The 21,009-nt window shown below is 74.0% G+C and carries 3 protein-coding genes and 1 pseudogene; all 4 read left to right on the top strand.

Translation table 11 applies throughout. The features are described 5' to 3' along the window. Nucleotides 1-4: 4 nt before the first annotated feature. A pseudogene (locus tag ACTWPV_RS48930) lies at nt 5-2,569 on the top strand (type I polyketide synthase); the annotation flags it as partial. 167 nt (nt 2,570-2,736) lie between these two features. Continuing rightward, entirely contained in the window at nt 2,737-8,034 is a 5,298-nt protein-coding gene (locus tag ACTWPV_RS48925; protein ID WP_443157095.1) for an SDR family NAD(P)-dependent oxidoreductase, read from the top strand. Nucleotides 8,035-8,066: 32 nt separating this feature from the next. Further along, entirely contained in the window at nt 8,067-19,154 is an 11,088-nt protein-coding gene (locus ACTWPV_RS48920; RefSeq protein ID WP_443157094.1) for a type I polyketide synthase, read from the top strand. Between the two features lie 33 nt (nt 19,155-19,187). After that, on the top strand, nt 19,188-21,009 hold a 1,822-nt coding region (locus tag ACTWPV_RS48915; RefSeq protein WP_443157093.1), incomplete at its 3' end, for a type I polyketide synthase.

Raw genomic sequence — 21,009 nt, 5'->3', positions numbered from 1 at the left:
CGGCATGCGCGAGACGCTGGAGGAGTCGGGCGTCGAGGCGGTGTCCGTCGGCACGCTGCGCCGCGACGACGGCGGCCTGCGCCGGTTGTGGTCCAGCGCGGCCGAGTTGTGGGTGCGCGGCGTCGACATCGACTGGCCGCAAACCTACGCCGAGTCCCGCCCGCAGATCATCGACCTGCCCACCTACGCCTTCCAACACCAGCGCTACTGGCTGCAAGGCTCGGCGAGCGCGGGCGACGCGGCCAGCCTCGGACTCGAGGCCACCGGCCACCCGCTGCTCGGCGCGTTCACCGGCCTGGCCGCCGGTGGAGAGGTCGTGCTCACCGGCCGCGTGTCCGTCGCCACCCACCCGTGGCTGGCCGACCACAAGGTCAACGGGCAGGTGTTCCTCCCCGGCGCGGCCCTCGTCGAGCTGGCCATCCGGGCAGGCGACGAGGCCGGCTGCGGCCTCCTCGAAGAGCTGACCATCCAGGCGCCGCTCATCGTCCCCGAGCCAGGAGCGGTCCAGCTCCAGCTGGCCGTGGGCGCACCGGACGAGGACGGGCGGCGGCAGCTCGGCATCTACTCGCGGATCCAGGACGAGACCGACTGGGTGCGGCACGCCGCGGGCGTGCTCGCCGCGGCCGATGCGGCGGTCCCTGAGCCGGTCGGCACCTGGCCGCCGGAGCAGGCGCGGGCCGTGGCCCTGGACGAGCATTACGACGACCTCGCCGGCATGGGCCTCGACTACGGCACGACGTTCCGCGGGCTGCGGGCGGCCTGGCGGCGGGGCGACGACGTCTTCGCCGAGGTGGCGCTGCCGGACGACACCGACGCCGACGGGTACGGGCTGCATCCGGCGCTGTTCGACGCCGCCCTGCACGCGGTCTCCCTCGGCGGGTTCCTGGCCGATCCCGAGCCCGGCAGGCCGTACCTGCCGTTCGCCTGGAGCGATGTGGCGCTGCACGCGTCCGGGGCGACGAGGCTGCGCGTGCGGATCTCCCCGGCCGGCCAGGGAGCGGTCTCCGTGACGCTGATGGACACCGAAGGGCTGGCCGTGGCCACGATCGGCGCTCTGGCCGCCCGCCCGGTGCCGGTCGGGCCGCAGGACGGCTCCGGCAGGAGAAAGCATCGCGACAAGCTGTTCCAGCTCGACTGGGTGAGGCTGCCGCAGAACGACGCGGCCGAGGCGGGCCACGAGTTCGTCTCCAGCCTGGCGGCGCTGGCCGGAGCCGCGACGGTTCCCGAGCGCGTGCTGATCGAAGCGACCGCCGGCTCCCGCCTGGCCGTCCACGACGTGCTGGCGGCGCTGCAGGAGTGGCTGGCCGACGACCGGTTCGCGGCGTCGCGGCTGGTCGTGGTCACCCGGGGCGCCGTGCCCGCCGGTGACGCGCCCGTACAGGATGTGCATCAGGCCGCCGTGTGGGGGCTCGTGCGGGCCGCGCAGGCGGAGCAGCCCGGCAGGTTCGTGCTGCTGGACCTCGACGGCGACGCAGACGGCGACGCCGTCGGCGAGGCTCTGGCTTCGGACGAGCCGCAGCTGGCCGTGCGCGACGGCCAGGTGTGGGTGCCGAGGCTGAGCCGGACCGTGCCGAGCGGTGAGGGGCGGCCCGCGTTCGGCGCGGGCGGGACCGTGCTGATCACCGGCGGTACGGGTGGGCTGGGCGCGCTGGTGGCGCGCCATCTGGTCACCGAGCACGAGGTCAGGCGGCTGTTGCTGGTCAGCAGGCGCGGGCCGGACGCGCCTGGCGCGGCCGAGCTGGTGGCGGAGCTGTCGGAGCTGGGTGCCGAGGTGGACGTGGCGGCCTGCGACGTGGCCGACCGCGAGGCGCTCTACGGAGTGATCACCTCGGTCGCGGACTCGCTGGTGGGCGTGGTGCACACGGCGGGCGTGCTGGACGACGGCGTGGTCACGTCGTTGTCGGGTGAGCGGCTGGACCGGGTGCTGGAGCCGAAGGCGGATGCGGCCTGGCATCTGCACGAGCTGACGCGTGGCCTGGACCTGTCGGCGTTCGTGTTGTTCTCGTCGATGGCGGGCGTGCTGGGGGGAGCGGGTCAGGGCAACTACGCGGCGGCGAACGCCTTCCTCGACGGGCTCGCCCAGCTGCGGGCCGCCGAAGGGCTGGCGGCGACGTCGCTGGCGTGGGGGCTGTGGGAGCAGGGCGGCATGACGGGCGAGCTGTCCGAGGCCGACCTGCGCAGGCTGGCGCGGATGGGGCTGGCGCCGCTGTCCGCCGACGACGGGCTCGCCCTGTTCGACGTCGCGCTCCGGCACGACCGCGCCCTGCTGGTCCCCGCGCACCTCGACATCAAGGCCATGAGCGCCCAGGCCGACGCCGTTCCCCCGCTGCTGCGCGGCCTGGTCTCCGGGTCCGGCAGGCGCGTGGTGACCGCCGCGTCGGAGGCCGCGGCCACGCTCAAGCAGCAGCTGGCTGCCCTGCCGCCGGCCGGGCAGCAGGCCGCGCTGCGGGATCTCGTCGCCTCCCAGGTCGCCGTGGTGCTCGGCCTGGCCGACCCGTCGGCGGTCGACGACGGGATGCCGTTCCAGGAGCTGGGATTCGACTCGCTGATGGCGGTCGAGTTCCGCAACCGGCTCAACGCGGTCACGGGCCTGCGGCTCCCCGCCACCCTGATCTTCGACTATCCGACCCGGAGGCGCTCGTCCGCTACCTCGCAGGCGAGCTCCTCGGCACGCAGGAGAGCGCCGTCCAGGCGCGGAACACGGCGGCCGACGACGAGCCGATCGCGATCGTCGGCATGGCCTGCCGCTTCCCCGGCGGCGTCGAATCCCCTGAGGAACTGTGGCGGCTGCTCGCCCAAGGGGGCGACGCGATCTCCGAGTTCCCCGCCGACCGCGGCTGGGACCTGGACACGCTGTACGACCCCGAGCCCGGCAACCGCGGCACCTCCTACTCCCGGCACGGCGGCTTCCTGCACGACGCGGGCGAGTTCGACCCGGGCTTCTTCGGGATCAGCCCGCGCGAGGCCCTGGCCATGGACCCGCAGCAGCGGCTGCTCCTGGAGACGTCGTGGGAGGCGATCGAACGGGCCGGGATCGACCCGACCGCGCTGCGCGGCAGCAGGACCGGCGTGTTCGCCGGCGTCATGTACCACGACTACGCCAGCCAGCTGTCCTCCGTGCCCGACCAGCTCGAAGGGCTGATCGGCACCGGCAACTCCGGCAGCGTCGCCTCCGGCCGCGTGTCGTACGTCTTCGGGCTCGAAGGTCCGGCGATGACCGTGGACACGGCGTGCTCGTCGTCGCTCGTGGCGCTGCACCTGGCGGTGCAGGCACTGCGGTCCGGCGACTGCGACCTCGCCCTGGCCGGCGGCGTGACGGTGATGGCGACGCCGTGGACGTTCATCGAGTTCTCCCGGCAGCGCAACCTGTCCGTCGACGGCAGGTGCCGGGCGTTCGCCGAGTCGGAAGGCGGCGTCGGGCTCTCGGAGGGCTCGGGCGTGCTGCTGGTGGAGCGGCTGTCGGACGCGCGGCGCAACGGGCACCAGGTGCTCGCCGTGGTGCGCGGCTCCGCGGTCAACCAGGACGGCGCCAGCAACGGCCTGACCGCCCCGAACGGGCCCTCGCAGCAGCGGGTGATCCGGCAGGCGCTGGCCAACGCCGGCCTGTCGGCGGCAGACGTGGACGCGGTCGAGGCGCACGGCACCGGCACGACCCTGGGCGACCCGATCGAGGCGCAGGCGATCCTGGCCACGTACGGGCAGGACCGCGCCGAGGACCGGCCGGTGTGGCTGGGGTCGATCAAGTCCAACATCGGCCACGCGCAGGCCGCCGCCGGAGTCGCGGGCGTCATCAAGATGGTCATGGCCCTGCGGAACGGCGAGCTGCCGCGGACCCTGCACGCGGACGAGCCGTCCACGCACGTGGACTGGTCGGCCGGCGCGGTCGAGCTGCTCACCGAGGCCCGGCCGTGGGAGCGCGACGAGGCGCCCCGACGCGCCGCCGTCTCCTCCTTCGGCATCAGCGGCACCAACGCGCACGTCGTGCTGGAGGAGTCGCCGGCCGAGCCGGAGCAGGTGCCCGAGCCGGCGGCCGAGCTGCCGGTGGTGCCGTGGGTGTTGTCCGGCAGGAGCGAGGAGGCGCTGGCGGCGCAGGCGGCACGGTTGCGCACCTGGATGGAGTCGCGCCGGGACCTGGACGTGGCCGACGTCGGCTGGTCGCTCGCGACGGGCAGGGCGGTGCTGGAGCACCGTGCGGTCCTCGCCGGCGCGGACCGCGCCGAGCTGCTGGCGGCGCTGGCGGCGGTGGCCGACGGCAGGCACGGCGAGCCGGCGGTCGAGACCGGCCTGGCCCGGTCGAGGGCCAAGGCGGCGATGTTGTTCGCCGGCCAGGGCAGCCAGCGGGTCGGCATGGGACGGGAACTCGCCGACGCGTTCCCGGTCTTCGCGCAGGCGCTGGACGACATCTGCCGGGTGATCGACCCGCTGCTGCCGCACCCGCTGCGGGCGACCATGGCCGGCGGCCCCGCCGAGGTGCTGGACGAGACGGGCATGACCCAGCCGGCGCTGTTCGCCTTCGAGGTCGCCCTGTACCGGTTGCTGGAATCGCTGGGCGTCGCGCCCGCGGTGCTGGCCGGGCACTCGGTCGGCGAGATCGCGGCCGCCCACGTGGCGGGGGTGTTCTCGCTGGAGGACGCCTGCACGCTGGTCGCGGCCCGCGCCCGCCTGATGCAGGCGCTGCCCGCCGGTGGCGCGATGCTGGCCGTCGCCGCCCCGGAGGCGGACGTCCTGCCGCTGCTCGACGGGTACGAGGACCGCGCCGGCATCGCGGCGGTCAACGGTCCGGCGGCGGTGGTGGTCTCGGGTGACGAGGCGGCCATCACGGAGATCGAGAGCCGGACGGAGGCGCGCACCCGGCGGCTGCGGGTCTCGCACGCCTTCCACTCGCCGCTGATGGAGCCGATGCTCGCCGAGTTCGCCGAGGCGATCGGCGGCATCACCTTCCACGAGCCCACGATCCCGGTCGTCTCCAACGTGACCGGCCGCCTGGCCGAGCCCGGCCGGCTGACCGACCCGTCCTACTGGGTCGAGCACGTACGCGGAGCCGTCCGGTTCGCCGACGGCGTCGCCGCCGCCCGTACGGCCGGAGCCACCGTCTTCGTCGAGCTCGGCCCCGACACCACGCTGACCGGGCTCGCCCAGCAGACCCTCACGGGAGACGAGACCTTCGTCAGCACGAGGGCCAAGGACCGGCACGAGGCGCGCACGTTCGTCCAGGCGCTGGGCCGGATGCACGCGCACGGCGTCACCGTCGACTGGGCGGCGTACTTCGCGGCGGCGCGCCCGTCCCGCGTGGATCTGCCCACCTACGCCTTCCAGCACGAGCACTTCTGGCTCCGGCCGGGACCCGGCACCGGCGACGTCACCACCGCGGGCCTGGGAGCCGTCGAGCACCCGCTGCTCAGCGCGGCGACCGAGGTGGCCGGCGGCGAGACGGTGATCTTCAGCGGGCGGCTGTCGGTCGCCACGCACCCCTGGCTGGCCGACCATGTGGTCGGCGGCACCGTCATCGTGCCGGGCACGGCGCTGGTGGAGCTCGCCGTCCGGGCCGGGGACGAGAGCGGCTGCCCGCACCTGCAGGAGCTCACCCTCCAGTCCCCGCTGGTGGTGCCCGAGGACGGCGGCGTGCAGCTCCAGCTGGTGTCCACGGCCACCGAGGAGCCGGGCCGGCGGGCGCTGGCCATCCACTCGCGGGCGCAGGACTCCACCGAGTGGACCCAGCACGCGCAGGCCACCCTCACGGCGAGCGTGCCGGAGCCCGACGTCGATCTCGCGCAGTGGCCGCCCGCGGGCGCCCAGCCGGTCGCCGTCCAGGACCTCTACGACGACATGGTGGCGATCGGGCTCGACTACGGGCCGACGTTCCAGGGCCTGACCAGCGCCTGGGAGCGGCGCGGCGAGGTGTTCGCCGAGATCGTCCTGCCCGAGGAGGCGCACGCGGACGCCGGCCGGTTCGGGCTGCACCCCGCGCTGCTGGACGCCGCGCTGCACGCCACCGCGCTGGGCGGCCTGCTGCCCCGGCCGGAGCCCGGACGGCCGTACCTGCCGTTCGCCTGGTCGGGCGTGTCCCTGCACGCGGCGGGGGCGACGAGCCTGCGCGTCAGGCTCGCCAACGCCGGTGGGAGCGCCGTCACGCTGGCCATCGCCGACGAGCTGGGCGCGCCGGTCGCCGTCGTCGACAACCTTTCCCTGCGCCCCCTGGCCGCCGCGCGACTGGGCGGCACGAACAGGGGCGCACTCCACGAGATCCAGTGGACGCCCGTCACCGGCGAACCCGCGCAGGAGACGGTCAGGTGGGCGCTGCTCGGCGCCGACGACCTCGGCACCGGCGCGGCGACCTACCCGGACGCGGCCACCCTCGGCTCGCTGCACGACCCGGCGGACCTGCCCGAGGCCGTCCTGGTCCGCTGCCCGGCCGGGGACCACCACGCCGCGACGCACGAGACCCTCGAACTGCTGCAGAGCTGGCTGGCCGAGGAGCAGCTCGAATCGGCGCGGCTGGTCATCCTCACGCGTGGCGCCGTCGCCACCGCCCCCGGCGAGCGTCCCGACCTCGCCCACGCGGCGGTGGGCGGGCTCGTCAGGGCCGCGCAGGCGGAGCAGCCCGGCAGGTTCGTGCTGCTGGACCTCGACGGCGACGCGGACACCGACCGGCTGGACCCGGCGGCGGTCGGCCAGGCGCTGGCCACCGGGGAGCCGCAACTGGCGATCAGAGGCGGTGAGCTGCTTGCGCCGCGGCTCGGCAGGGCCGAGGACCTGGCGGACCCGGAGCCGGTGTTCGGACCTGACGGAACGGTGCTGATCACGGGCGGTACGGGTGGGCTGGGCGCGCTGGTGGCGCGCCATCTGGTCACCGAGCACGAGGTCAGGCGGCTGTTGCTGGTCAGCAGGCGCGGGCCGGACGCGCCTGGCGCGGCCGAGCTGGTGGCGGAGCTGTCGGAGCTGGGTGCCGAGGTGGACGTGGCGGCCTGCGACGTGGCCGACCGCGAGGCGCTCTACGGAGTGATCACCTCGGTCGCGGACTCGCTGGTGGGCGTGGTGCACACGGCGGGCGTGCTGGACGACGGCGTGGTCACGTCGTTGTCGGGTGAGCGGCTGGACCGGGTGCTGGAGCCGAAGGCGGATGCGGCCTGGCATCTGCACGAGCTGACGCGTGGCCTGGACCTGTCGGCGTTCGTGTTGTTCTCGTCGATGGCGGGCGTGCTGGGGGGAGCGGGTCAGGGCAACTACGCGGCGGCGAACGCCTTCCTCGACGGGCTCGCCCAGCTGCGGGCCGCCGAAGGGCTGGCGGCGACGTCGCTGGCGTGGGGGCTGTGGGAGCAGGGCGGCATGACGGGCGAGCTGTCCGAGGCCGACCTGCGCAGGCTGGCGCGGATGGGGCTGGCGCCGCTGTCCGCCGACGACGGGCTCGGCCTGTTCGACGCCGCCGTGCCGGCACGAAAGGCACTGCTCATCCCCGCCCGCTTCGTGCAGGCCCGCACCAGCGCCAGGACCTCCGTACGGCGGGCCGGCACCGGCGACGGGCTCGCCGACCGGCTGGCCACGCTGGAACCCGACGAGCGCCGCTCGGCGCTGGCGGACATCGTCCGCGGCCAGGCGGCCACCGTGCTGGGCTTCAGCGACGGATCGGCGATCGACCTCCAGCGCCCGTTCCAGGACCTCGGGTTCGACTCGCTGACCGCGGTCGAGTTCCGCAACCAGCTCGGCAAGGCCACGGGGCTGCGGATCCCCGCCACCGCCGTCTTCGACTACCCCACCCCGGTCGCCCTGACCGAGCACCTCATGGGGTACTTCGCCGAGACGAAGGACGAGGAGGCCGGCATCCTGCGGTTCTTCGCGGAGCTGGACCAGATCGAAGAATCACTCACCACACTCGCCGAGGACAGCACGGTGCGCAGCCGGCTCACCACGCGCCTCAAGGAGCTCCTGTCCGGCCTCAACGGCCCAGGCGGGACATCCGACGTCGTGGACCAGATCGAGTCCGCCTCCGACGACGAGATGTTCGCCTTCATCGACAACGAGCTTGAGATCTCTTGATATTTCGCAGCGGCTGAGAAGGGCTACGTTCGATGGCAAACGAAGACAAGCTCCGGGGCTACCTGAAGCGGGTCACGGCCGACCTGCACCAGACCAGGCAGCAACTGCGAGAGATCGAGGGCAGGGAGCACGAGCCGATCGCGATCGTCGGCATGAGCTGCCGCTACCCCGGCGGGGTCACCTCGCCCGAGGAGCTGTGGCGGCTCGTCGACGGCGGCGGCGACGCGATCTCCGAGTTCCCCACCGACCGGGGCTGGAGCGAGAACCTCTACCACCCCGACCCCGACAACCCCGGCACGACCACGGCGCGCAAGGGCGGCTTCGTCTACGACGCCGCCGACTTCGACGCCGGCTTCTTCGCCATCTCCCCGCGCGAGGCGTTCGGGACCGACCCGCAGCAGCGGATGTTCCTGGAGTCGTGCTGGGAGGCGTTCGAACGCGCCGGCATCGACCCGGCCTCGGTACGCGGCAGCCGCACCGGCGTCTACGCCGGCGTCATGTACCACGACTACTTCCGGGCCGAGGCGCTCGGCAGCGTCATCTCCGGTCGCGTCTCGTACGCGCTCGGCCTGGAGGGGCCGGCGGTCTCCATCGACACGGCCTGCTCCTCGTCGCTGGTGGCCCTGCACCTCGCCGTCCAGGCGCTGCGCCGCGGCGAGTGCTCGCTGGCGCTGGCCGGCGGCGTCACCGTCATGGCCACCCCCAACACGTTTATCGAGTTCTCGCAGCAGCGCGGACTGTCCGCCGACGGCCGGTGCAAGTCGTTCGCCGACTCCGCCGACGGCACCGGCTGGAGCGAGGGCGTGGGCGTGCTGCTGGTCGAGCGGCTGTCGGACGCCCAGCGCAACGGCCACCAGGTGCTGGCCGTCATCCGGGGCAGCGCGGTCAACCAGGACGGCGCAAGCAACGGCCTGTCCGCCCCGAACGGGCCCTCCCAGGTCCGGGTGATCCGGCAGGCGCTGGCCAACGCGGGCCTGTCGGCCTCCCAGGTCGACGCCGTCGAAGCACACGGCACCGGCACGACCCTGGGCGACCCGATCGAGGCGCAGGCGCTCATCACCGCGTACGGGCAGGACCGTGACGGCGGCCGGCCGCTCTGGCTGGGCTCGCTCAAGTCGAACATCGGCCACGCGCAGGCCGCCGCGGGCGTCGGCGGCGTGATCAAGATGGTGATGGCCCTGCGGAACGCCACGCTGCCGCGCACGCTGCACGTGGACGAGCCGTCCACGCACGTCGACTGGTCGGCCGGCGCGGTCGAGCTGCTCACCGAGGCCCGGGAATGGGAGCGGGACGAGGCGCCCCGACGCGCCGCCGTCTCCGCGTTCGGCTTCAGCGGCACCAACGCCCACCTGATCATCGAGGAGGCGCCGGCCGAGGACGAGCAGGAGGCCGCCGGGCTCGCCTTGCCGCTGGTGCCGTGGGCGGTCTCCGCCCGCGACCGGCAGGCGCTCGCCGCGCAGGCGGAGAGGCTGGCCGGCTGGCTGGACGAGCGGCCGGACCTGCGCCCCGCCGACGTGGGCTGGTCGCTCGCCACCGGCCGGGCCTCGCTGGACCAGCGCGCGGTCATCGTGGGGGAGAGCAGGGACGGGCTCATGGCCGGGCTCCTGGCCCTCGCCGGCGGCTCCGCCGCGCCGGGAACCGTCACCGGCGCCGGGGCGGGCGGCAAGGTCGCCTTCCTGTTCGCCGGCCAGGGCAGCCAGCGGGTCGGCATGGGCGCCGCGCTGGCCGAGACGTTCCCCGTGTTCGCCGACGCGCTGGAGGACGTCTGCAAGGTCCTCGACCCGCTGCTGCCGCACCCCATCAGGGACGTGATGTTCACCGACCCCGACGGCGTGCTGGACGAGACGGGCATGACCCAGCCCGCGCTGTTCGCCTTCGAGGTGGCGCTGTACCGGCTGCTGACCTCGCTGGGCGTCGAGGCCGACGTGCTCGCCGGGCACTCGGTCGGCGAGATCGCCGCCGCCCACGTGGCGGGCGTGCTCTCGCTCCCCGACGCCTGCACGCTGGTCGCCGCCCGCGCCCGGCTCATGCAGGCCCTGCCCGCGGGCGGCGCCATGCTCGCCGTCGCCGCACCCGAGGAGGACGTGCTGCCGCTGCTGGAGGGCCGCACCGGCCGGACCGGCATCGCCGCCGTCAACGCGCCGGGCGCGGTTGTCGTCTCCGGCTCCGAGGCGGACATCGACGAGATCGCCGAAGCGCTCGCCGGGCGGCAGGTGCGCACCCGGCGGCTGCGCGTCTCCCACGCCTTCCACTCGCCGCTGGTCGAGCCGATGCTGGAGGAGTTCGGGCAGGTCGCCGGGTCGCTCACGTACCACGAGCCCGCCATCCCCGTCATCTCCGACGTCACCGGCAGGAAGGCGGAGGCCGGGCAGCTCACCGACGCCCGCTACTGGGTCGACCACGTACGCCAGGCGGTCCGCTTCGCCGACGCCGTCACCGCCGCCCGCGCCGGCGGCGCCACGGTGTTCGTGGAGATCGGCCCCGACGGGACCCTGACCAGCCTGGCCAGGCAGACACTCGACGGCGACGACGCCGCGGCCTTCGTCACCGCCGCGCGCAAGGACCGCGACGAGGCCCGCGCCTTCGCGGAGGCGCTCGGCCACCTGCACTGCCGGGGCGTCACCGTCGACTGGAACGCCTACTTCGCCGACGCCTGCCCCCGGCGTGTCGACCTGCCCACGTACGCCTTCCAGCGCAAGCGTTTCTGGTACATGCCGGGCACCGGCGCGGCGGAGCAGCCGGCCGCGGACTCCGTCGACCCCGAGTTCTGGGCGGCGGTCGAGCGGGAGGACGTGGCCGCCCTCGCCGCCACGCTCGGCATCGAGGACGGCTCCCCGCTGGCCGCGATCCTGCCGGCGCTGTCGTCCTGGCGGCGGCGCAGGCGCGACCAGGACGTGCTCGACTCCTGGCGCTACCGCGTCACCTGGGCGCCCCTCACCGTTCCCGGCGGGAAACCGCCCGCGCTGTCCGGCACGTGGCGCGTCGTCGTCCCAGCCGGCAGGACCCCGGACGGGGAAGCAGGCAGCGACGCGGACGACGCGGTGAGCTGCGTCGTCGACGCGCTCGAACGGCACGGGGCCCGGTGCGTGACGGTCCGTGCCGCCGGCAGGGAGGACCTCGCCGCGCTGCTGCGCGAGGACGACCAGCCGGCCGGCGTGCTGTCCCTCTTCTGCGGCCCGGCCGAGACGCTCGCGCTGATGCAGGCCATGGACGACGCCGGCGTGGACGCGCCGCTCTGGGTCGCCACCGACGGCGCCGAGAGCGTCAGCCGGGTCGACCTGCTGCGCGACCCCGAACAGGCCGCGGTCGCCGGGCTCGCCCGCGTCTTCGGCCTGGAGCACCCTGGCCGCTGGGGCGGCCACGTCGACCTGCCGGAGACGATCGACCAGCGGGTGGCGGCCCGGCTGGTGGCCGTGCTCGCCGGCATCGAGGACGAGGACCAGGTGGCCGTCCGCGCCTCCGGCGTCTTCGCCCGCAGGCTCACCAGGGCGCCCAGAACGGGCACCGGCCCCGCCGAGGGCTGGCGGCCGCGCGGCAGCGCACTGATCACCGGCGGCACCGGCGGCCTCGGCGCGCACGTCGCGCGCTGGCTCGCCGGCGGCGGCGCCGGGCACCTCGTGCTCACCAGCCGGCGCGGCGCCGACGCGCCGGGAGCCGCCGAACTGGTGTCCGAGCTGGAAGAGCTCGGCGCGCGGGTGACCGTGGCCAAGTGCGACGTGGCCGACGGCGACGCGCTCGCCGCACTCGTACGCGAGGTCGAGGACGGTGGCGACACCATCCGGTCGGTCTTCCACACGGCAGGCGTGCCCCACATCCAGACGATCACCGGGCTCACGCCGGACGAGCTGGTCCGGGCAACCCAGGCCAAGATCACCGGAGCGGCCAACCTGGACCGGATCCTCACCGGCCCGCTCGACGCCTTCGTGCTCTTCTCCTCCGGCGCCGGCATCTGGGGCGGCGCGCACAACGGCGCCTACGCCGCCGGCAACGCCTACCTCGACGCGCTCGCCGCGCACCGCCGCGGCCGCGGCTTCGCCGGCACGGCCGTGGCCTGGGGCTTCTGGGACGCCGCGGGCGGCGGCATGACCACCCTCCTCGACGAGGAGGACGCCCGCAGGACCGGCGTCGCGTTCATGGATCCCGCGATGGCCATCGACGGCCTGCGGCAGGCGCTCGACGACGGCGAGGGCAACCTCGTCATCGCCGACGTCGACTGGGCGCGCTTCACCCCCGTCTTCACCGCCTCCCGGCCGCGCCCCCTGCTCGACGGCGTACCCGAGGCCCTCGCGGTCCGCGAGGACGAGACGGAGACCACCACCGAGTCCTCGGAACTGCGCGCCCGCCTCCTGCCGATGAGCGACGAGGACCGCGAGCGCCTGCTGGTGGAGCAGGTGCGCGAGCAGGTGGCCGCCGTGCTCGGGTACGCCCCCGCCGAGGTGGAGGTGGACCGGGCCTTCAAGGACCTCGGCTTCGACTCGGTCACGGCGGTCGAGCTGCGCGGCCGGCTCAACGCCGCACTCGGCGTCCGGCTGCCCGCGACCGTGATCTTCGACTACCCGAACGTCAAGGTGCTCGCGAGCCTGGTCCGCGACGAGCTGCTCGGCACGCAGGCCGAGATCGTGCCCGCGAGCGGAGCGGGCGGCCCCGTCGCCGACGACCCGATCGTGATCGTCGGGATGGCCTGCCGGCTGCCCGGCGGCGTGCACAACGCCGACGACCTGTGGCGGCTGGTCTTCGAGGGCAGGGACGCCATCTCCCCGCTCCCCGACAACCGCGGCTGGGACGTCGAGGGCATCTACGACCCCGACCCGGACGCGCCGCTCGCCTCGTACACGCAGGACGGCGGATTCGTGTACGACGCGGGCGAGTTCGACCCGGCGTTCTTCGGGATCTCGCCGCGTGAGGCCCTGGCCATGGACCCGCAGCAGCGGCTCCTCCTCGAAGCCTCGTGGGAGGCCATCGAGCACGGCAGGATCGCCCCCGCCTCGCTGCGCGGCACCCGTACCGGCGTGTTCGTGGGCGCCGCCTACGAGGAGTACGGTCGCAACTCCGACCAGATCCCGCTGGAATCGGTGGGGCACCTCGTCACCGGCACGCTCAGCAGCATCGTGTCCGGACGGGTCGCCTACACGCTGGGCCTCGAAGGTCCGGCCGTGACGGTCGACACCGCCTGCTCGTCGTCGCTGGTGGCGCTGCACCTGGCCGTGCAGGCGCTGCGGAACGGCGACTGCGACCTCGCGCTGGCCGGTGGCGTGACGGTGATGTGCAGCCCCGTCGGGTTCATCGGGTTCAGCCTGCAGGGCGCGCTCGCCAGGGACGGCAGGTGCAAGTCCTTCGCCGGCGCGGCGGACGGCTTCGGCCTGTCGGAAGGCGTCGGGATGTTGCTGGTGGAGCGACTGTCGGATGCCGAGCGGCTGGGGCATCGGGTGCTCGCCGTGGTGCGGGGCAGTGCGGTGAATCAGGACGGTGCGAGTAATGGTCTGACGGCGCCTAATGGTCCGTCTCAGCAGCGGGTGATTCGGCAGGCGTTGGCGAATTCCGGTCTGTCGGCGGCTGAGGTGGATGTGGTGGAGGCGCATGGCACGGGGACGACGTTGGGTGATCCGATCGAGGCTCAGGCGGTTATCGCGACGTATGGGCAGGATCGTGATGAGCCGTTGTGGTTGGGGTCGGTGAAGTCGAACATCGGTCATACGCAGGCGGCTGCGGGTGTGGCTGGTGTGATCAAGATGGTGATGGCGCTGCGTCATGGGGTGTTGCCGAAGACGTTGCACGTGGATGAGCCGTCGCCGCACGTGGACTGGTCGGCCGGCGCGGTCGAGCTCCTGACCGAGCCGCAGCCGTGGCAGCAGAACGGGCACGCCCGCCGAGCGGCCGTCTCGTCGTTCGGGATCAGCGGCACCAACGCCCACGTGATCATCGAGCAGGGGCCCGCCACGGAGCAGGAACCTGAGCCGGTGAGTGAGCCGGTGGATGGGGTGCCGGTGGTGCCGTGGGTGGTGTCGGGTCGTAGTGCGGAGGCGTTGCGGGCTCAGGCGGGCCGGCTGGCCGGTGCGGTGGCCGGTGTGGGCGCTGGTGCGCGGCCGGTGGATGTGGCGCATTCGCTGGTGGTTTCGCGGTCGGTGTTCGATCACCGTGCGGTGGTGGTGGGCGCTGATCGGGATGAGCTAATAGCCGGGCTGCGTGAGCTGGCCGATGGTGCCGTCTCGAGTGTGGTGCAGGGCGTCGCCGGTGGTGGTGGTAAGTCGGTGTTCGTCTTCCCTGGCCAGGGGTCGCAGTGGCTGGGGATGGGTGTGGAGTTGCTGGACGCCTCGCCGGTGTTCGGGGCGCGGATGGCCGAGTGTGAGGCGGCGCTGGTTCCGTTCGTGGACTGGTCGTTGACGGGTGTGTTGCGGGGTGAGGACGGCCAGCCTGGTTTTGACCGGGTGGATGTGGTGCAGCCGGTGTTGTGGGCGGTGATGGTCTCTTTGGCGGAGGTGTGGCGGTCGCTGGGGGTTGTTCCGGCTGCGGTGATCGGGCATTCGCAGGGGGAGATCGCCGCGGCGGTGGTGGCGGGTGCGTTATCGCTGGAGGACGGCGCTCGGGTGGTGGCGTTGCGTAGCCAGGCGATCGTGGCGCTGGCCGGGCGCGGCGGCATGGCGTCGGTGGCGCTCGGCTCCGCGGAGGTGGGTGAGCTGCTGTCCCGCTGGGAGGGCCGGCTGTCGGTTGCGGCGGTGAACGGTCCCGCTTCGACGGTGGTGTCGGGTGATGTGGACGCCATCGACGAGCTGCTGGCACATTGCGAGGCGGAGGGGGTGCGGGCCAGGCGGATCGATGTGGATTACGCCTCGCATTCGGCGCATGTGGAGGCCATCGAGGAGGAGCTGGCCCGGTTGCTGGCTCCGGTGACGCCCCGTGAGGCCGACGTGGCGTGGTACTCGACGGTGCGGCGGGAGTGGTTGTCCGGGGGCGAGGTCGATGCCGCGTACTGGTTTGAGAACCTGCGGCGGACGGTGTGGTTGGAGCCGTCGGTGGGTGCGTTGGTGGAGCAGGGCTTCGGGGTTTTTGTTGAGGTCAGCGCGCATCCGGTGTTGACGATGGCGGTGCAGGAGACGGCTGAGCGTGTGGGTGGGGAGGTGGTGGTGTGTGGCACGTTGCGGCGTGATGATGGTGGTCTGGCCCGGTTGTGGTCGAGCGCGGCGGAGTTGTGGGTCCACGGCGTCGACGTCGACTGGCTGCAAACCTACGCCGAGTCCGGCCCGCGGATCATCGACCTGCCCACCTACGCCTTCCAACACCAGCACTTCTGGCTGGAGGAGCGCACCGTGGTCGCGGGCGACGTCGGCGCGGCCGGGCTCGGCGCCGCCGGACACCCCCTCCTCGGCGCGGCCGTCTCGCTGGCCGACGCCGACGGAGTGCTGCTCACCGGAAGGTTGTCGCTCAGGACCCACCCGTGGCTGGCCGACCACAAGGTTAACGGGCAGGTGCTGCTGCCCGGCACGGCATTCGTCGACCTGGCCATCCGGGCAGGCGACGAGGCCGGCTGCGGCCTCCTCGAAGAGCTGACCATCCAGGCGCCCCTTATCGTCCCCGAACGCGGCGCCGTCCAGCTGCAGCTGGCCGTGGGCGCCGCCGGTGAGGACGGGCGGCGGCAGCTCACCGTGCACAGCCGGCCCGACGGCGGGACCGCCGACGACCCGTGGACCTGCCACGCCACCGGCGTGCTCGCCCCGGTGACCGCGCCACCGCCCGCGCAGGAAACGGCCGCATGGCCGCCCGAGGGCGCGCAGCCGCTCCCGCTGGACGGCATGTACGGCTGGCTCGGCGAGGTCGGCCTGGGCTACGGACCGATCTTCCAAGGGCTCAAGGCCGTCTGGCGGCGCGACGAGGAGCTGTTCGCCGAGGTCGCCCTGCCGGACGACACCGGCACCGGCGGCTTCGGGCTGCACCCCGCGCTGCTCGACGCCGCCCTGCACGCCGTCGCGCTCAACGCGGCCACCGCGGAGGACGGGCCGCGCATGCCGTTCGCCTGGAACGGCGTGCGGCTGCACGCGACGGGCGCCGCGTCGATCCGCGTACGGCTCACGCCCCGCGACGCCGACCGCGTGGCGCTGGCCGTCACCGACACCACCGGCGTCCCCGTCGCCGACGTGGACTCGCTGATCCTGCGCCCCCTGCCCGCCGAACTCGGCACGCCGGCGCGAGTCGCGGACGACGACGCGCTCTACACGCTCGAATGGGCGCCCGTCCCCACCGGCGAACCCGCGGGGGAGCAGCGGTGGGCGGTCGTCGGCGACCCGTCGGCCCTGGCGGTGCCGGGTGCCGCCCCGCAGGCGCCCGACACCTTGACCGACCTGGCTGCCACCGGGTCCGTGGCGGATCTGGCTGCCACCGGGTCCGTGGCTGAGTTCACTGCCACCGGGTCCGTGGCCGACCTGATCGCCGGCGGGCAGGTGCCCGACTGGGTGGCCGTACCGCTGGAGGGCGGGCACGGCGGCGAACTGGCGGCGGCGGTGCACGACCGGACCTGCCACGTGCTCGACCTGCTGCGGACGTGGCTGGCCGACGAGGACCACCCGGCGTCCAGGCTCGTCCTCATCACCCACGGCGCGGTCGGCGCCACCGCGGACGACGAGGTGGCGGACCTGGTCAACGCCGCGGTCTGGGGCCTGGTCAGGTCCGCGCAGTCGGAGACCCCCGAACGGGTCGTCATCGCCGACCTCGACCGCGACCCGGAGTCGTACCGGGCGCTGCCCGCCGCGCTCGCGACGGGGGAGACCCAGCTCGCGATCAGGAAGGGCACCGCGTACGCGCCCCGCCTGGCCCGACCGGGCAGCGGCGGCGCGCTCGTCCCGCCCGCCGGGGCGGCGAACTGGCGGCTGGACGTGACCAGCCGCGGCACGGTCGACGACCTCGACCTGATGCCCGCGCCCGTCGCGCCGCTCGCCCCCGGCCAGGTGCGCATCAGCACCCAGGCCATGGGGCTGAACTTCCGCGACGTGCTGATCGCCCTGGACATGTACCCGGGCGACGCGCCCATGGGCGGCGAGGGCGCCGGCGTCGTCATCGAAGTGGCGGACGACGTCACCGCGTTCGCGCCGGGAGACCGGGTGATGGGCATCATCGACGGGTTCGCCCAGCAGGCGGTCGCCGACCACCGGATGCTCGCCCGCATCCCCGGCGACTGGTCGTACGCGCAGGCCGCGTCCGTGCCGATCGCCTTCGTCACCGCCTACCACGCCCTGGTGGACCTGGCCGGTCTCAGGGCCGGCGAGTCGCTGCTCGTGCACGCCGCCGCCGGCGGTGTCGGCATGGCCGCGGTGCAGCTCGCCCACCACCTGGGCGCCGAGGTGTACGGCACCGCGAGCGAGCCCAAGTGGCCCGCGGTACGCGAGCTGGGAGTCCCGGCGGAGCGCATCGCCTCCTCCAGGACGCTGGAGTTCGCGCGGACCTTCGAGGCGGGCGTGGACGTCGTGCTCAACTCCCTCGCCGGAGAGTTCGTGGACGCCTCGCTCGGCCTGCTGCGGCCCGGCGGGCGCTTCATCGAGATGGGCAAGACGGACGTGCGCGACCCCGACGGCCTGCCCGGAGTTCGCTACCAGAACTTCGACCTCACCCTGCTCGACCCGTCCAGGACCGGCGAGATCCTGGCGGAGATCGCCGAGCTGTTCGAGCGCGGCGCGCTCCGCCTGCCGCCGCTGCGGACCTGGGACGTGCGCCGCGCCCCCGAGGCGTTCCGGCACGTCGCCCAGGCCCGCCACATCGGCAAGGTCGTGCTGACCGCGCCGCCCGCGTTCGACCCCGACGGCACCGTGCTCGTCACCGGCGGGACCGGCGCGCTCGGCGCCATGGCCGCCCGGCGCCTGGTCACCGAGCACGGCGTCCGGCACCTGGTGCTGGCCGGCCGGCGTGGCCCCGCCGCCGACGGCGCGGCGGCGCTGGAGGAGGAGCTGATCGGGCTGGGCGCCGCCGTACGGATCGTCGCCTGCGACGCCGCCGACCGCGACGCCCTGGCCGGACTGCTCGCGGCGATCCCCGCCGAGCACCCGCTCACCGGGGTCGTCAGCACGGCGGGAGTGCTCGACGACGGCATGATCTCGTCGCTCACCCCGGAACGGGTCGCGGCCGTGCTGCGCCCGAAGGTGGACGCGGCCGTGAACCTGCACGAGCTGACCGAGCACCTCGACTTGGCCCAGTTCGTCCTGTACTCGGGCGCGGCCGGCGTGCTCGGCAGCCCGGGGCAGGGCAACTACGCGGCGGCGAACACGTTCCTGGACGCGCTCGCCCAGCACCGCCGGGCCCGCGGCCTGGCCGCGACGTCCCTGGCCTGGGGCCTGTGGACGCCGCAGAGCGGCAGCGGCATGACCGGGCACCTCGACGAGGCCGACCTGGGCAGGCTCAGCCGGTCCGGCATGGGAGCACTCGGCGTCGACCAGGGCCTGGAGCTGCTCGACCGGGCACTGGGCGTGGACGAGGCGGCGCTCGTACCGATCAACCTCGACCTCGCCGTCCTGCGCGCGGGAGCGGCCAAGGGCTTCGGGCACCCGATGTTCCGCGGCCTGGTCCGCATCGCCACCCGCCGCGCGGTGGTGGCGGCCGAGGCGCCGCAGGCCGACTCGCTCACCGACCGGCTGGCCGCCCTTCCCGACGACGACCGGCTGCCGATGCTGCTCGACCTGGTACGCGGCCACGTCGCCGCGGTGCTCGGCTTCCCCGGGCCCGAGGCGGTCGAACCGGCGCGGGCGTTCAAGGAGATCGGGTTCGACTCGCTGACGGCCGTGGAGCTGCGCAACCGCCTGAAGTCGGTCACCGGGTTGCGGCTGCCGGCCTCGCTGGTGTTCGACTACCCGAACTCCGCCGCGCTCGCCGGGCACCTGCTGGAGGAGCTGGCGCCGCCGGCCCACAGCGCCGAGCAGCAGATCCTGGCGGAGCTCGACCGGATCGAGGCCAGGCTGGCCGTCATGGCGGCCGGCTGCGCCACCGCAGGGGAGATCACCTCCCGGCTCGAACAGCTGGCCTTCTCGTGGAAGGAACGGCACCACGAGGCCGACACCGCCGCCGAGGACGTGGCGGGCCAGCTCAGCTCGGCGACCGCCGACGAGATCATCAACTTCATCGACAGCGAACTCGGACTCTCCTGAGCAGGCGTCACCGACGGCTAGGAAGGCAACAGCATGGCGACAGAGGAACAGCTCGTCGAATATCTCAAGCGGGTGACGACCGAGCTCCACGACAGCAAGAAGCGGCTGCAGGCGGCCGAGGACAAGGACCACGAGCCGATCGCCATCGTCGGCATCGGATGCCGCTACCCCGGGGAGATCGAGAGCCCCGAGGACCTGTGGCGGATCGTGTCAGGCGGGACCGATGCCATCTCCGGGCTGCCCGACGACCGCGGCTGGGACCTGGAGTCGATGTACAACCCCGACCCTGACGCGTTCGGCACCTCCTACGTCCGCGAGGGCGGCTTCGTGAAAGACGTCACGGCGTTCGACCCGGCGTTCTTCGGCATCTCCCCGCGCGAGGCGCAGGCGATGGACCCGCAGCAGCGGCTGCTGCTGGAGACGTCGTGGGAGGCGATCGAGCGGGCCGGCATCGACCCGGCGGCCCTGCACGGCAGCAGGACCGGCGTGTTCGTGGGGGCCAACAGCTCCGAGTTCCTCACGCTGATGACGCAGGCGCCGCCCGAGCTGCAGGGTTACCTGATGACCGGCGTCGCCACCAGCGTGGTGTCGGGCCGCATCTCGTACACGCTGGGCCTGGAGGGGCCGGCCGTCACGATCGACACGGCCTGCTCGTCGTCGCTGGTGGCGCTGCACCTGGCGGTGCGGGCGCTGCGCAACGGCGACTGCTCCCTGGCGCTGGCCGGAGCGGTCACCGTGCTGTCGTCGCCCGGCACGTTCATCGGCTTCAGCCGGGTGCGCGCGCTGGCCAGGGACGGCCGCTCCAAGGCGTTCGCCGCCGCCGCGGACGGCATGGCGCTCGCCGAGGGCGCGGGCGTCCTCCTGGTCGAGCGCCTGTCGGACGCCCGCCGCAACGGCCACCCGGTGCTGGCCGTCGTCCGCGGCTCGGCGATCAACCAGGACGGCGCCAGCAACGGGCTCACGGCCCCGAACGGCCCGTCGCAGCAGCGGGTCATCCGCGCCGCGCTCGCCGACGCGAGGCTCGCCCCCGTCCAGGTGGACGCCGTGGAGGCGCACGGCACGGGCACCGAGCTGGGAGACCCGATCGAGGCCCAGGCGATCATCGCCACCTACGGCCAGGACCGGTCGGAGGAGCGCCCGCTCTGGCTCGGGTCGGTGAAGACCAACATCGGCCACGCGCAGGCCGCCGCCGGCGCCGCGGGCGTCATCAAGATGGTGATGGCGCTGCGCAACGGCGTGCTGCCCGCGACCCTGCACGCGGAGGAGCGCTCGGAGCACATCGACTGGTCGAAGGGCGCGGTGGAGCTCCTGACGGACGCCCGCCCGTGGCCCGCCGGGGCGGAGCCGCGCAGGGCCGGTGTGTCGTCGTTCGGCATGAGCGGCACCAACGCGCACGTGATCATCGAGGAGGCGCCGGCCCTGCCGGCCGCCGCGCCGCCGGCCGAGGACGGGCCGCGCCAGGAGCCTCCCGCGGTCCCCTGGCTGCTGTCGGGGCGCGGCGCGGAGAGCCTGCGGCGCCAGGCCGGGCGGCTGTCCGCGTGGACGCGCTCCCGCCCCGGCGAGAGCCCCGCCGACGTCGGCTGGTCGCTGCTGACGGGCCGGACGGCCTTCGACCACCGCGCGGTGGTGGTGGGCGCCGGCCAGGACGAGCTGCTGGCCGGTCTGGACGGCCTGGCGGACGGCGTGCCGGTGCCCGACGTGGTGCAGGGTGTCGCCGGTGGTGGCGGCAAGTCGGTGTTCGTGTTCCCTGGTCAGGGGTCGCAGTGGCTCGGTATGGGTGTGGAGTTGCTGGAGTGTTCGCCGGTGTTCGCGGCGCGGATGGCTGAGTGTGAGGCGGTGCTGGCTCGGTTTGTGG

The sequence above is a fragment of the Nonomuraea sp. KM88 genome, assembly GCF_052245635.1.
GTDB lineage: Bacteria > Actinomycetota > Actinomycetes > Streptosporangiales > Streptosporangiaceae > Nonomuraea.
This window is presented reverse-complemented; position numbering and strand designations above follow the sequence as displayed.

What these genes read in the sequence shown, in the direction of transcription:
- ACTWPV_RS48920 (WP_443157094.1), top strand. Translation starts at nt 8,067, where the DNA reads ATGGCAAACGAAGACAAGCTCCGGGGCTACCTGAAGCGGGTCACGGCC.
- ACTWPV_RS48925 (WP_443157095.1), top strand. Translation starts at nt 2,737, where the DNA reads ATGGCCTGCCGCTTCCCCGGCGGCGTCGAATCCCCTGAGGAACTGTGG.